Below are 12,898 nucleotides of genomic sequence, written 5' to 3'. Positions count from 1 at the left end.
CGTGCAGAACCGTTCCGTCGCCCGCCTGGCGGTGCCCGTCGGCATCGTCGGCATCGTGCTGATGCTCGTCGTGCCGCTGCCCGCGCCGCTGCTCGACGTGCTCATCGTCGTCAACATCACCGGTTCCCTCGTGGTGCTGCTGACCAGCATGTACGTGCGCAAGCCGCTCGACTTCTCCGTGTTCCCGTCGTTGATCCTCGTGCTGACCCTGTTCCGCCTGGGCATCAACGTGGCCAGCACGCGCCTGGTGCTGCGCGACGGGTTCGCCGGTGAGGTCATCGAGGCGTTCGGCCACTTCGTCGTGGGCGGGTCGCTCGTCATCGGCCTGGTGATCTTCCTCATCCTCGTCGTCATCCAGTTCGTGGTGATCACCAGCGGCGCGGGCCGCGTGGCCGAGGTCGGCGCCCGCTTCACGCTCGACGCGATGCCGGGCAAGCAGATGGCGATCGACGCCGACCTCAACTCGGGGCTGATCGACGAGGACGAGGCGCGCCGGCGCCGGGCGGAGATCTCCGCCGAGGCCGACTTCTACGGCGCCATGGACGGCGGGTCCAAGTTCGTCAAGGGCGACGCCATCGCGGGCATCGTCATCACGATCATCAACCTCGTCGCCGGGTTCGCCGTCGGCATGCTGCAGATGGGCATGTCCGCGGGCGAGTCGATCGAGCGGTTCAGCCTGCTGACCGTCGGCGACGGCCTGGTCACGCAGATCCCCGCCCTGCTGCTGGCCGTGGCCACCGGCATCGTCGTCACGCGGGCCACGGCCGAGGGGGACATGGGCACCGTCGCGGCGGCGCAGCTCATGCAGTCCCGCACCGCGCTGACCGTGGCCGGTGGCGCGGGGGTGGCGCTCGCGCTGCTGCCGGGCATGCCCAAGCTGCCCTTCCTGCTGGTCGGAGGGCTGCTGCTGGTGGCCGCCCAGCGCGTCGGTGCGCGTCAGCAGGCCGAGGCGGCCGCCGAGCAGGCCTCCGAGGCGGCGGCCGACCCGACGGCTCCGCCCGCGGAGGGCCCCGAGCAGCTCATCGAGCAGATGCGCGTGCACACCCTGGAGATCCTGCTCGCGCCGGACCTCGTCGACCTGGTCGGGGCCGGACCGGACCGCGACCTGCTGGCCCGGGTTCGCGCGTTGCGCCGCAAGGTCGCGCTCGACCTGGGCATCGTGGTGCCGCCCGTCCGCACCCGCGACAGCGTCGACCTGCCGCCGTCGACGTACGTGGTGCGGGTCGCCGGCGTCGAGGTGGGCCGCGGGCAGGCGCCCCCCGGACGGGTCCTGGCGCTGGGGGACGACCTGGCGGCGCTGCCCGGTACCGCCGTGTCCGAGCCCGTCTTCGGGCTGCCCGGCAAGTGGGTCCCCGCCGAGCTGCGGCACACCGCGGAGATCAGCGGCGCGACCGTCGTCGACCGGGTGTCGGTGCTGGTCACGCACCTGTCCGCGCTCGTGCAGCAGCACGCCGCACGGCTCCTGGGACGCGAGGACGTGCGGCTGCTCACGGAGGGCGTCAAGCAGGTCAACCCGTCCGTCGTGGAGGAGCTCGTGCCCTCGCTGCTGTCGCTGGGGGAGGTGCAGCGGGTGCTGCAGGGGCTGCTCACGGAGGAGGTCGCGATCCGCGACCTCGGTCGCATCTACGAGGCGCTGACCCTGCGGGCCCGCGTCTCCACCGAGGCCGAGGGCCTGGTCGAGGCGGCACGCGCCGCCCTGGGCCCGGCGCTGGCGGCGCCGTACGTGCAGGAGGGCGTGCTGCGGGTGCTCACCCTGGAGCCGCTGCTGGAGCACCAGCTGGCGGAGAGCCTGCGGCACGGCGAGCAGGGCAGCCAGCTGCTGGTCGACCCGCAGCGCCTCGACACGGTGCTGCAGCAGCTGCGGGCCGCGGTGGGCCGGGCCGAGGCGGAGGGACGGGGCGTCGTGCTGGCGTGCTCACCCGCGATCCGGCCGGCGCTGCGCCGGCTGGTGGCGCTCGCGGACGCCCGCCTCCCGGTGCTGTCCTACACCGAGGTCACGGCCGCGGGTGTCCAGGTCGACACCGTCGGGGTGGTGAACGGTGACCACGCGATTGCTGCTTGAGGGCCCCGACCTCGAGGAGCTGGTCGAGCAGGTCCGGGAGGAGCTCGGCAGCCGCGCGCGCATCGTGCGCGCGGAACGCGTGCGCAGCGGCGGGTTCGCCGGCTTCTTCGCCCGCGAGCGGTTCGAGGTGACGGTGGACGTGCCGGACGAGCCGGCGCCGCCCGGTCGCCCGCGGCGCCACGCGGTCGTGCCGGTGGGGTCCGGGCTGGAGGGCCTGCTGGCGGCGGCCGACGCCGCGGACGGTGACGACGGTGCGGACGGCGCGTCCGGTACCGACGCGGCCCGCGCCACCGAGGAGTTCGCCGCGGTGCTCGACCAGGTCCGCACCCTGGTCGGCCTGCCGGTGCCGGAGGTGGCCGCGCCCGAGCGTGCCGCCGCCCTGGCCGTCCCGCCCGCCCGGGCCCACGCCGCGCCCGCTCCACCGGCCGCGCCCTCGGTGGGCTCGACGGGCTCGACGGGCTCGGCGCTGCGGGCCGAGCTGGAGCGGCTCGGCGTCCCCGCGCACCTGCTCGGCACCGGGCCGGTGACGCTGGGCGGCGTCCTGGGCCGGCTGCCCCGGCCGCCGGCACCGCCGCGCGGGCCCGGGCAGCTGCTGGTCGTCGTCGGCGAGGGCGACGGCCCCCGGGCGGTGGCGCGCACGCTCGCGGTGCGCTGGGGCCTGCCGGACGGCTGCGTGCACGAGCCGGACGTCGCCGGACCGGTCGTCGTGCCGGCACGTGAGCCCACGTCGCCGCAGGTCGTGGCCGTGCGCGTCGGGCCGGACCACCACGACCGGGCGCTGGCCGCCCGCGCCCTCGCCGCGATCGCGCCCGACCAGGTGTGGGCGGTCACCGACGCGCGGACGAAGCCTGCCGACGTCACGGCCTGGGTCACGGCCGTCGGCGCGGAGCGGCGTGTCGACGCGCTGGCCGTGCACGGCCTGCTCGACACGACGGCACCGGGCACGGTGCTCGAGCCGGGGCTGCCGGTGGCCTGGGTCGACGGCGTGCCGGCCTCCCGCCTCGTGTGGGCGGCGGCGCTCGGTCAGGACCTGGACGCCGCGCTGACCTGAGCCGACGTCTGGGGACCCCGCCGCGAGCCGGGGTAGTGTCGCAGCATGCTCGTGCTCACCCGCCGCGTCGGCGAGAGCCTCGTCATCGGGGACGACGTCGTCGTCACCGTCCTCGAGGTCCGGTCCGACGGCGTCCGTCTGGGGATCGACGCCCCGCGGCACGTGCGGGTGCACCGTGCCGAGGTCCTCGACGCCGTCCGGCAGGAGAACGCGCGCGCCGTCGAGGCCGACGACGCCGCCGCGGCGGCGCTGCGCGGTCTGCTGCCGCGGCCCGCGGCACCGGCCGACGGCACCGCACGCGACTGACGCCCGCCCGCCCGGGCTGCGCGCACCCGGGTGACAGGTCGCGTCGACCGCTCAGGCCCGCCCGCCCCCGGCCGATGGGTCCGCCGTGGGGTGCGGTGCGCGCCCTCCCGGTCAGGAGGGGCGGATGGACGACGACGTCGACGACATCGTCCGCGAGTTCCTCGTCGAGTCGTACGAGAACCTCGACCAGCTCGACCGTGACCTGGTCGAGCTCGAGGAGCACCCGGGGTCACGCCCGCTGCTGAGCAGCGTGTTCCGCACGATCCACACGATCAAGGGCACCAGCGGGTTCCTCGCGCTGGGTCGGCTCGAGCGCGTCACGCACGTCGGCGAGAGCCTGCTCGTGGAGCTGCGCGACGGCCGGCGCGTGATGGACCAGGCCACCACCGACGTCCTGCTCGCCATGGTCGACAAGGTCCGGGAGCTCCTGGCAGCCGTCGAGGTGGACGGCACCGAGGGCGCCGTCGCGGTCGAGGACGTGGTGGCCGCCGTCGAGGCCGTGCGCGCCACGGCGCCGGTGCCGGCGCCCGTCGTCCCGGCCCCGCACCGTGCGCCCGACGCGCTCGTCACCGCCGCCGTGGCACCCCCCGTCGCCCCCGGTGCCGAGACCGTCGCGGCCCCCGCCGCCCTCGTCGCCGCCGCCGTTGCGCACGCCGCACCGCCCGCCGCGCCCGCCGCACCGCCCGCCGCGCCCGTCGCCGACGCCGTCACGCCGCCCGCCGCCGGCGCGGAGGACCACGCGCACCAGCGCGGCGTGGGCGAGTCCGCGATCCGGGTCGACGTCCACCTGCTCGACGCGCTGGTCCGGCAGGTCGGGGAGCTGGTCCTCGCGCGCAACCGCATCAGCCTGCTGGCGGCGGGCACGCACGACACGGCGCTGGTGCGCAGCGCGCAACAGCTCGACCTCATCGCCGGGGAGCTGCAGGAGGGCGTCATGAGGACGCGCATGCAGCCCATCGAGCACGTGTGGTCCAAGATGCCGCGCGTGGTGCGCGACCTCGCCACGGCGTGCGGCCGCGAGGTGCACCTGGAGGTCTCCGGCGGTGACACCGAGCTGGACCGCGGGCTGCTCGAGGCGGTCAAGGACCCGCTCACCCACCTGGTGCGCAACGCGGTGGACCACGGCATCGAGCCGCCCGACGTGCGGGTCGCGGCGGGCAAGCCCGCACGCGGGGTCGTGTCGCTGCGGGCGTACCACACCGGGGGTCAGGTCGTCGTCGAGGTGGCCGACGACGGCCGGGGCATCGACCCGCTCGTCGTGGGGGCCAAGGCCGTCGAGCGTGGCCTGCGTACTCCCGCCCAGGTCGCGCAGGCCTCGGAGGCCGACCTGCTGCGTCTGCTCTTCCTGCCCGGGTTCTCCACGGCGCCGGCGGTCACCGCCGTGTCCGGTCGTGGCGTCGGCATGGACGTGGTGAGGACCAAGATCGAGGCGGTCGGCGGGACCGTCGACGTCGAGTCGACGGTGGGGGCCGGGACCGTCTGGCGGCTGCGGGTCCCGCTGACGCTCGCGATCATGCCCGCGCTCACCGTGGAGTGCGCCGGGGACGTGTTCGCCCTCCCGCAGGTCGACCTGCTCGAGCTGGTCGCGCTCGACGACCGGCGCGGCACCGCGGGTGTGGAGGAGGTCCACGGTGCGCGCGTCCACCGGCTGCGGGGTGACCTGCTGCCGCTGGTGCCGCTCACCGAGGTGCTCGGCGTGACGCCGGCCGCCGGGGCCGCCGAAGGCCGGGTCGTCGCCGTCGTGCAGGCCGAGCAGCGCTTCGGCCTGCTGGTGGACCGGGTGCTCAACACCGAGGAGATCGTCGTCAAGGCGCTGTCGGGCCGGCTCAAGAGCCTCGGCGTGTACGCGGGGGCCACCGTGCTCGGTGACGGGCGCGTGGCGCTGATCCTCGACGTGCAGGGCCTGGCCCGCCGCGCGCGGGTCACCGCCGTCGAGGGCGGCTCGGACGACGCAGCAGCCGTGACCGATGAGGTCGTCACGCGGCAGATGCTCGTCGTGGGTGTCGGGGAGGACCGGCGCGTCGCCATGCCGCTGGAGGAGGTCGCCCGGCTCGAGCAGCTGCGCCCCGACCAGGTGGAGCGCGTCGGTGGCCGGGAGGTCGTGCGCTACCGCGGCGGCGTGCTGCCGCTCGCACGCCTCGACGCCCTGCTCGGGGTGCCCCGGGCTGCGGCCGGCGCCGGTCTCCTCGTCGTCGTGCTCGAGCGGGCCGGGCGCACCGCGGGGCTCGTCGTGACGTCGATCGTCGACATCACCGAGGACCGTGCCGACCAGCACGCGGACGTCGTCGACCACGGGCTGCTCGGCGCGACCGTCCTGGGCGGGCGCGTCACCGAGCTGCTCGACGTGCGGGCCGCCGTGCTCGCCGCCGACCCCGCGTTCTACGGGACCGCCCCCGAGCCGGTGGGAGCGGGCCGATGACCGAGTACGTGACGTTCGTGCTCGCCGACCACCTGTACGGGGTGGACGTGCTGCGCGTCCAGGAGGTGCTGCGGGCACCGGTCCGCACCCGCGTGCCCCTGGCGCCGCCCGAGGTGGCGGGGCTGGTCAACCTGCGGGGCCAGGTGGTCCTCACCATCGACCTGCGCACCCGCCTGGGCCTGCCGCCGCCGGTGACGCCACCGGTGATGACCGTGGTCGTCGAGGTCGGCGACGAGCCGGTCAGCCTGCTGGTCGACGAGGTCGGCGACGTCCTCGAGTGCGGCCCCGACTCGTTCGAGCCGCCGCCGCCCACGCTCGACCCCCGCCTCGCGGACGTCATCCGCGGCGCCCACAAGCTCGAGCACCGCCTGCTGCTCGTCCTCGACGTCGACGCTGCCGTCGCGGCGCAGCGACCCCTCCCGTCCCTCACCCAGGAGTCCTGATGAGCACCTTCACCGCGTCCGGGCGGCAGCGCCGTCTCACCCGCTGGTTCGTCAACCGCTCGGTGCAGACCAAGATCCTCGCGGTGATCGGGTTCATGGCCGTGGTCTCGCTGGGCTCGGCCGCCTTCTCCTACCTGCAGCTGGGGGCGACCGCGGCCGACACCGCCCTGGTCGTGACGGTCGAGAAGTCGGCGGCGGCGGCCCGGGACCGCGTCTACGAGGGTCAGCTCACGGCCCGGCTCATCGTCGCGCAGCTGGCGGCGACCAGCGACGAGGACGACGTGGAGCGGCTGCTGGCGCGGCAGGGGGAGAACGACGCGGCAGTCGCCGAGGCGTTCGCCGTGATCGAGGCCACCCCGGACACCGCGGAGTCCGCCAGCTGGCAGCGGTTCCGGTCCGGTTACGACGACTGGCTCGCGGTCCGGGACGCCCGCCTGGTCCCGCTGGCCGTCGCCGACGACCTGCCCGCGTTCGAGATCGCCGAGGCCGGCATCAGCCAGCCCATGGTGGAGTCCTACCTCTCCTACCTGGACACCTTCGGGGCCGAGCTGTCCGCGTTCATGGACGAGACGGCCGCGGGCGCGACCGCCCGGGCCAAGTGGTCCGGTCTGCTGGTGGTCGGGGCCTGCGGCCTGGCGGTGCTGCTGGCGGTCCTGGTGGGTGCGTGGGTCGCCCGGTCCGTCCGCACCTCGGTCCGGGAGGTGCAGCGGTCGGTCGTCGCCATGTCCGGCGGCGACTTCACGCGCCGTCCCCACGTGACGCACCACGACGAGGTGGGCCGGATGGCGATCCAGCTCGCCGCCGCGCAGGACGCCGTGCGGCAGACGCTCGGCGGTGTGGTCGAGTCGGCCGGGGCGGTCGCCGCGGCGGCCGAGGAGCTCGCGGCCGCGTCCGGACAGGTGGCCTCCGGGTCGGAGGAGACGAGCGTGCAGGCCGGGATGGTCGCCTCGGCGGCCGAGCAGGTGTCCCGCAACGTGCAGGCCGTCGCCGCCGGTGCGGAGCAGATGGGGGCCTCCATCCGGGAGATCGCGCAGAACGCGTCCGAGGCGGCCAAGGTCGCCCAGGCGGCCACCGGTGCGGCGGCCACGGCGAACGACACGGTCTCCCGGCTCGGGTCGTCCAGCGCCCAGATCGGCAACGTCGTCAAGCTCATCACGCAGATCGCGGAGCAGACCAACCTGCTCGCCCTCAACGCGACCATCGAGGCCGCCCGCGCCGGTGAGGCCGGCAAGGGCTTCGCGGTGGTCGCGTCCGAGGTCAAGGAGCTGGCCCAGGAGACGGCACGGGCGACCGAGGACATCGCGCGGCGCGTCGAGGCGATCCAGGCGGACACCACCGGCGCCGTCCAGTCCATCGGGCAGATCGGCTCGATCATCGCCAGCATCAACGACTACCAGCTGACCATCGCGTCCGCGGTGGAGGAGCAGACGGCGACGACGAACGAGATGTCGCGCGGCGTCTCGGAGGCGGCCACCGGGTCCGGCGAGATCGCGTCCGGCATCACCGGTGTCGCCACGGCGTCGCAGACCGCCTCGCAGGTGCTCGCGCAGATGGGCGCCTCGGTCAACGAGCTGGCCCGGCTCTCCGAGGACCTGCGCGGCCGCATGGCGGCGTTCACGTACTGACGCGCCCGTGCCCAGCCCTGTGCCCGCCCCGACGACCCGCCCGGAGGACCCGTGACCCGCACCCGCGTGCTGGTGGTGGACGACTCCGTCGTCGTGCGCCGCCTCGTGACGGACGCCCTGTCGCGCGAGCCCGCCATCGAGGTCGTCGGCGTCGCCGCGGACGGGCGCATCGCCCAGGCCAAGGTCGCGCAGCTGGCGCCGGACGTCATCACGATGGACGTCGAGATGCCGCAGATGGACGGCATCGAGGCGGTCCGGGCGCTGCGTGCCGCCGGGCACCGGCAGCCGGTGATCATGTTCTCGACCGCCACCGAGCGCGGTGCGATCGCCACGCTCGACGCCCTCGCGGCGGGCGCCAGCGACTACGTCACCAAGCCGTCCAACCTCGGCAGCCTGCGCGAGTCGCTGGACCAGGTGGTGCGCGAGCTGGTCCCGCGGATCCTGGCGCTCGCCCCGCGCCCGGCCGGGGGTGCCGGCCTCGGGACCGGCGCACCGGTCACCACGCGCGGCGGGGCACCCGCCGTCCTGGCGCCGCCGCGCCCGCCGCACCGCGTCGAGGTGGTGGTCGTCGGGGCGTCCACCGGCGGGCCGGAGGCCCTGTCGCGCGTGCTGGCGGCGCTGCCGGTGCTGCCCGTGCCGGTCGCCGTCGTGCAGCACATGCCTCCCGTGTTCACGCGGCAGCTCGCCGCGCGCCTCGACCGGCTCGGCCCGCACCGGGTCGCGGAGGCCGCGCACGGTGTGACGCTGCTGCCGGGGCACGTCCACGTCGCGCCCGGCGACCACCACCTCGAGGTGCACCGGGCCGGCGGCGGGCTGGTCACGGCCCTGACCCAGGCGCCGCCGGTGAACTTCTGCCGGCCGGCGGTCGACGTGCTGCTGTCCTCCGCGGCGCAGGCCGCGGGGGCCGGTGTGCTCGCGGTCGTCCTGACCGGCATGGGTGCCGACGGCAGGACGGGCGCCGAGCGGGTCGTCACGGCGGGCGGCCGTGTGGTCGTGCAGGACGAGCGGACGAGCGTGGTCTGGGGCATGCCCGGTGCGGTGGCCGCGGCCGGCTGGGCGCACGGCGTCCTGCCCCTGGGGGAGATCGCCCAGCGGATCGCCGCGACGGTGGACGAGGGCCTGCGCGCACCGGCCGGCGAGGTCGCCTCGTGACCGTCACACCGCGCTCATTCGGGTTCGTGGCGGACCTGGTGCGTCGGCGCAGCGGGATCGCGCTCGAGCCGCACAAGCAGTACCTCGTCGAGAGCAGGCTGCTGCCGCTCGCCCGGGCCGCCGGCCACAGCGGCGTCGAGGCGTACGTCACCGCCCTGCGGCACCACCCCGACGAGCGGACGCACGACACCGTGGTCGAGGCGCTGACCACCCACGAGACGTCGTGGTTCCGTGACGTCGTCCCGTTCCGGGCGCTGCGGGAGCACGTCGTGCCGGCGTGGCGTGCCGACGCGCCCGCCGGCGCCCGGCTGCGCGTGTGGTCGGCCGCCTGCTCCACGGGTCAGGAGCCCTACTCGGTGGTCATGGCCGTCGCCGACCTGGAGCCGGGGGTCGACGTGCTGGCGACGGACCTGTCCGAGCCGGTCCTGGAGCGCGCCCGGCGCGGCCACTACACCCAGCTCGAGGTCGACCGCGGCCTGCCGGAGCCGATGCGCGCGCGCCACCTCACCCGCGCCGGCCGGGGCTGGCAGGTGAGCGAGGACCTGCGCCGACGGGTGACGTTCCGCCGGCACAACCTGCTCGACCTCGCCCCCGCGGGTCCGTTCGACGTGGTCCTGCTGCGCAACGTCCTCATCTACCTCGACGCCGAGGCCCGTCGTGGCGTGCTCGCGCGGGTGCACGGCGTCCTGCGGCGCGGTGGCTGGCTCGTCCTGGGCGCCGCCGAGACCACCGCCGGTGTGCACGGTGGGTTCGAGCCGGTCGTGCTCGGCGGTGCGCACCTGTACCGGGCGGCGGCCGTCGCCCCGGCCGTCACCGGAGGAGCAACCCTGCGATGAGAGCACTCGTGATCGACGACTCCCGGACGATGCGGCGCATCATCGTGCGCATCCTGCACGGCCTGGGCTTCGAGACCGTCGAGGCCGAGGACGGCCGTCAGGCGCTCGACCTGCTCGCCGAGGGACCGGTGCCGGACCTCGCGTGCGTCGACTGGAACATGCCGGTCATGGACGGTCTGACGTTCGTGGTGCACGCCCGGGCGGACCGGTCCCTGCGCGGGATGACGTTGATGATGGTGACCACCGAGAGCGAGCACGCGCAGATCGTGCGGGCGCTCGCGGCGGGCGCGCACGAGTACCTGGTGAAGCCGTTCGGCCCGGACGACCTGCGGGACAAGCTCGAGCTGCTCGGTCTCCTGCCGGTCGAGGCGACCTCGTGAGCGCGGCCGTCACCGGTGACGCCGTCGGGGCGATCGCCCGGGACCTGTTCGCGGTCATGGTCGACGGGGTGCCCGGCACGCTGCGCGCCTGGGACGCCCCGGCACCCGTGTGGGTGGAGCCCGTGGCCGCGTGGGTGGACCTGCACGGCGACTGGTCGGGGCGGGCGGTCGTCACCACCGAGCGGCGCACCGCCGACGGGGTCGCCCGCGCGCTGCTGGACCTGCCCGACGACGCTCCCGTCGGCGACGACGACCTGCGCGACGCGTTCGGCGAGGTCGCGAACGTCGTCGGGGGCAACGTGAAGTCGCTGCTGCCGACCACGGGGTCCATGGGGCTGCCGCAGGTGGGGGCGACGGAGCCAGCACCGGCGGGGTCCGTGGTCGTCGCGCACGTCCTGCTCGACTGGGGCGGTCGTGCGCTGGAGCTCACCGTGCGAGCGGCGTCGTGACGGCCGCGCGGCGGGTCGGGGGACGAGAACGAGGAGGAACGAGATGATCCGGGTCCTGGTGGCCGACGACAGCCGCGTGATGCGCCAGATCGTGATCCGCACGCTGCGGCAGGCGGGGTACGACTGGGAGGTGCGCGAGGCGGCCGACGGCGCCGAGGCGCTGGAGGCCGTCCGCGCCGACGAGCCCGACGTGATCCTCTCGGACTGGAACATGCCCGAGATGACGGGCCTCGACCTGCTGCGGCGCCTGCGGGCGGAGGGGTTCGACACACCGCTCGGCTTCGTCACGTCCGAGGGATCGCCGGAGATGCGGGCGCTCGCGGAGCGGGAGGGCGCCCTGTTCCTCATCGCCAAGCCCTTCACGCCCGAGGGCTTCCGCGCCGTCATCGACCCGGTGCTCGCGTGACGGGCCCGCAGACGCCCCTGCCTCCCGCCAAGGAGGTCCGCGACCTGCTGGCCGACCTGCTCGGGCGGGAGGTCGAGGTGCGCACGGGTGCCGCGATGGTCGACCCCACGCAGGACGGGGGCGCGCTGGTCGGGGTGTACGTGGACCGGCTGCTGTCCCTGCGGGCGCTGTGCCTGATGGACCTGCCCGCGGCGGCGTACGTGGGGGCGGCGATCGGTCTGGTGCCGGCGCGCGTCGCGCAGGAGAGCGTGGAGTGCGAGCTGCTCGGTCCGGGGCTCGAGGAGAACGCCCGCGAGGTGCTCAACGTCCTGGCCTCGCTCCTCAACGCCGAGGGCGCGCCGCACGTGCGGCTGGACGCGGTCCACGCCCCGCGCGAGGCGCTGCCGCACGACGTCGCGCCGTGGGTGCGGGCGTACGTGCGGCGAACGGACCTGGAGATCGACGTCGTCGGGTACGGGCGGGGTGGGTTCTCCCTGCTCGTGCTGTGACCTGGTCCCGGCGCCGCCGCGGCGACGCCGGGGGCGGTCTCAGCGCGGCGTCTGCCGGTAGGACGACAGGAAGTTGCCCATGCGCTCGACCGCCTCGGCCAGCACCCGCGCCTCCGGGAGCGTGACGATGCGCAGGTGGTCGGGGGTGGGCCAGTTGAACCCGGTGCCCTGCACCAGCAGGATCTGCTCGCTGACCAGCAGGTCGTAGACCAGCTGGGCGTCGTCGACGATCCCGAACACCTCGGGGTCGAGGCGCGGGAACAGGTACAGGGCGCCGTCGGGCTTGGTGCACGAGACGCCGGGGATGGCGTTGAGCCCTTCCCACGCGACCTGCCGCTGCTCGTGCAGGCGTCCGCCGGGCGCGATGAGCGCGTCGATGGACTGCACGCCGCCGAGCGCCGCCTGGATCGCGTGCTGCGCGGGCACGTTGGGGCAGAGCCGGGTCGACGCGAGCAGCGTCATGCCCTCGAGGAACCCCCGGGCGTGCGCCTGCGGCCCGGTGACGACGACCCAGCCGGCGCGGTAGCCCGCGACCCGGTACGTCTTCGACAGCCCGTTGAACGTCAGGCACAGCAGGTCCGGGGCGACGCTCGCCATGGGGATGTGCTGCGCACCGTCGTAGAGGATCCGGTCGTAGATCTCGTCGGCGAGGACCAGCAGGCTGTGCTCGCGGGCGATGTCCGCGATCTGCTCCAGCACCTCGCGCCGGTACACGGCACCCGTCGGGTTGTTCGGGTTGATGACGACGATCGCCTTGGTCCGCGGCGTGATCTGCTCGCGGATGTGCTCGACGTCCGGCTCCCAGCCGTTGGACTCGTCGCAGCGGTAGTGCACCGGCTGACCGTCGGACAGGCTCGTCATCGCCGTCCACAGCGGGTAGTCGGGGGACGGGATGAGCACCTCGTCGCCCTCGTCGAGCAGCGCCTGCAGCGTCATGGTGATGAGCTCGGAGACGCCGTTGCCGAGGTACACGTCGTCGACGTCGAACGTCGGGAAGTCCTCGACGGTCTCGTAGCGCGTCACGATCGCGCGACGCGCCGGCAGGATGCCGCGGGACTCGGTGTACCCGTGCGCGTACGGCACGGCCGCGATGACGTCGGCGACGATCTGGTGCGGCGCGTCGAACCCGAACGCCGCGGGGTTGCCGGTGTTGAGCTTGAGGACGCGGCGGCCCTCGGCCTCCATGCGTGCTGCCTCGTCCAGTGCCTTGCCGCGGATCTCGTAGAGGACACCCTTGAGCTTGGCGGACTGGTCGAGGGGGCGCAGCGTCATGCCCTGCAG

The 12,898-nt window shown here is 74.9% G+C and carries 13 protein-coding genes; 12 read left to right on the top strand and 1 reads right to left on the bottom strand.

Annotation, left to right across the window (positions count from 1 at the left end; genetic code table 11):
- The first annotated feature begins 1 nt into the window (after position 1).
- From J1G43_RS14925 to J1G43_RS14870, 12 genes are all read left to right on the top strand, one after another.
- Positions 2–2,062 carry a flagellar biosynthesis protein FlhA gene (locus tag J1G43_RS14925; protein ID WP_207378756.1) on the top strand — a complete coding sequence of 687 codons (2,061 nt, stop codon included), beginning with the start codon at positions 2–4 and terminating at the stop codon, positions 2,060–2,062.
- Positions 2,040–3,113, top strand: a complete 1,074-nt coding sequence (locus tag J1G43_RS14920; protein WP_207378755.1) for a hypothetical protein — start codon at positions 2,040–2,042, stop codon at positions 3,111–3,113. Before J1G43_RS14925 ends, J1G43_RS14920 begins: the two co-directional genes overlap by 23 nt.
- A 45-nt stretch (positions 3,114–3,158) precedes the next feature.
- Positions 3,159–3,419, top strand: a complete 261-nt coding sequence (gene csrA, locus J1G43_RS14915) for a carbon storage regulator CsrA (RefSeq protein ID WP_207340518.1) — start codon at positions 3,159–3,161, stop codon at positions 3,417–3,419.
- Positions 3,420–3,543: 124 nt separating this feature from the next.
- On the top strand, positions 3,544–5,838 hold the full coding sequence (locus J1G43_RS14910) for a chemotaxis protein CheW (protein WP_207340519.1): 2,295 nt from the start codon (positions 3,544–3,546) through the stop codon (positions 5,836–5,838).
- A complete protein-coding gene (locus tag J1G43_RS14905; protein WP_207340520.1) occupies positions 5,835–6,281 on the top strand; it encodes a chemotaxis protein CheW in 447 nt (148 codons plus the stop codon). The genes J1G43_RS14910 and J1G43_RS14905 overlap by 4 nt, the downstream gene beginning before the upstream one ends.
- Positions 6,281–7,906, top strand: coding sequence for a methyl-accepting chemotaxis protein (locus J1G43_RS14900; protein ID WP_207340521.1), 1,626 nt, complete (start codon positions 6,281–6,283; stop codon positions 7,904–7,906). Before J1G43_RS14905 ends, J1G43_RS14900 begins: the two co-directional genes overlap by 1 nt.
- A gap of 51 nt (positions 7,907–7,957) precedes the next feature.
- Positions 7,958–9,058 carry a chemotaxis-specific protein-glutamate methyltransferase CheB gene (cheB, locus tag J1G43_RS14895; RefSeq protein ID WP_207340522.1) on the top strand — a complete coding sequence of 367 codons (1,101 nt, stop codon included), beginning with the start codon at positions 7,958–7,960 and terminating at the stop codon, positions 9,056–9,058.
- Complete coding sequence (locus tag J1G43_RS14890; RefSeq protein WP_207340523.1) at positions 9,055–9,894, top strand: protein-glutamate O-methyltransferase CheR; 840 nt, start codon at positions 9,055–9,057, stop codon at positions 9,892–9,894. The genes cheB and J1G43_RS14890 overlap by 4 nt, the downstream gene beginning before the upstream one ends.
- Positions 9,891–10,274 carry a response regulator gene (locus J1G43_RS14885; protein ID WP_207340524.1) on the top strand — a complete coding sequence of 128 codons (384 nt, stop codon included), beginning with the start codon at positions 9,891–9,893 and terminating at the stop codon, positions 10,272–10,274. The genes J1G43_RS14890 and J1G43_RS14885 overlap by 4 nt, the downstream gene beginning before the upstream one ends.
- Positions 10,271–10,723, top strand: coding sequence for a chemotaxis protein CheX (locus J1G43_RS14880; RefSeq protein WP_249670766.1), 453 nt, complete (start codon positions 10,271–10,273; stop codon positions 10,721–10,723). Before J1G43_RS14885 ends, J1G43_RS14880 begins: the two co-directional genes overlap by 4 nt.
- 43 nt (positions 10,724–10,766) lie before the next feature.
- Positions 10,767–11,129, top strand: a complete 363-nt coding sequence (locus J1G43_RS14875; protein WP_207340525.1) for a response regulator — start codon at positions 10,767–10,769, stop codon at positions 11,127–11,129.
- Entirely contained in the window at positions 11,126–11,617 is a 492-nt protein-coding gene (locus J1G43_RS14870; RefSeq protein ID WP_207340526.1) for a hypothetical protein, read from the top strand. The genes J1G43_RS14875 and J1G43_RS14870 overlap by 4 nt, the downstream gene beginning before the upstream one ends.
- 39 nt (positions 11,618–11,656) lie before the next feature.
- Here the strand turns inward: J1G43_RS14870 and J1G43_RS14865 are convergent, their stop codons facing one another.
- The gene (locus J1G43_RS14865) at positions 11,657–12,889 is read right to left on the bottom strand and encodes a pyridoxal phosphate-dependent aminotransferase (protein ID WP_207340527.1); all 1,233 of its coding nucleotides are present in this window, start codon (positions 12,887–12,889) and stop codon (positions 11,657–11,659) included.
- Positions 12,890–12,898: the final 9 nt, after the last annotated feature.

Origin of the sequence: Cellulomonas sp. zg-ZUI22 (assembly GCF_017353535.1) — a bacterium.
Taxonomy (GTDB): Bacteria; Actinomycetota; Actinomycetes; order Actinomycetales; family Cellulomonadaceae; genus Cellulomonas; species Cellulomonas wangleii.
The sequence above is the reverse complement of the archived record's forward strand: the minus strand, read 5'-3'. Positions and strand labels throughout refer to the sequence as shown.

Coding starts and splice junctions, on each gene's coding strand:
- csrA (WP_207340518.1), top strand. CDS start 3,159: ATGCTCGTGCTCACCCGCCGCGTCGGCGAGAGCCTCGTCATCGGGGAC.
- J1G43_RS14910 (WP_207340519.1), top strand. CDS start 3,544: ATGGACGACGACGTCGACGACATCGTCCGCGAGTTCCTCGTCGAGTCG.
- J1G43_RS14905 (WP_207340520.1), top strand. CDS start 5,835: ATGACCGAGTACGTGACGTTCGTGCTCGCCGACCACCTGTACGGGGTG.
- J1G43_RS14900 (WP_207340521.1), top strand. CDS start 6,281: ATGAGCACCTTCACCGCGTCCGGGCGGCAGCGCCGTCTCACCCGCTGG.
- J1G43_RS14885 (WP_207340524.1), top strand. CDS start 9,891: ATGAGAGCACTCGTGATCGACGACTCCCGGACGATGCGGCGCATCATC.
- J1G43_RS14875 (WP_207340525.1), top strand. CDS start 10,767: ATGATCCGGGTCCTGGTGGCCGACGACAGCCGCGTGATGCGCCAGATC.
- J1G43_RS14865 (WP_207340527.1), bottom strand. CDS start 12,889: ATGACGCTGCGCCCCCTCGACCAGTCCGCCAAGCTCAAGGGTGTCCTC.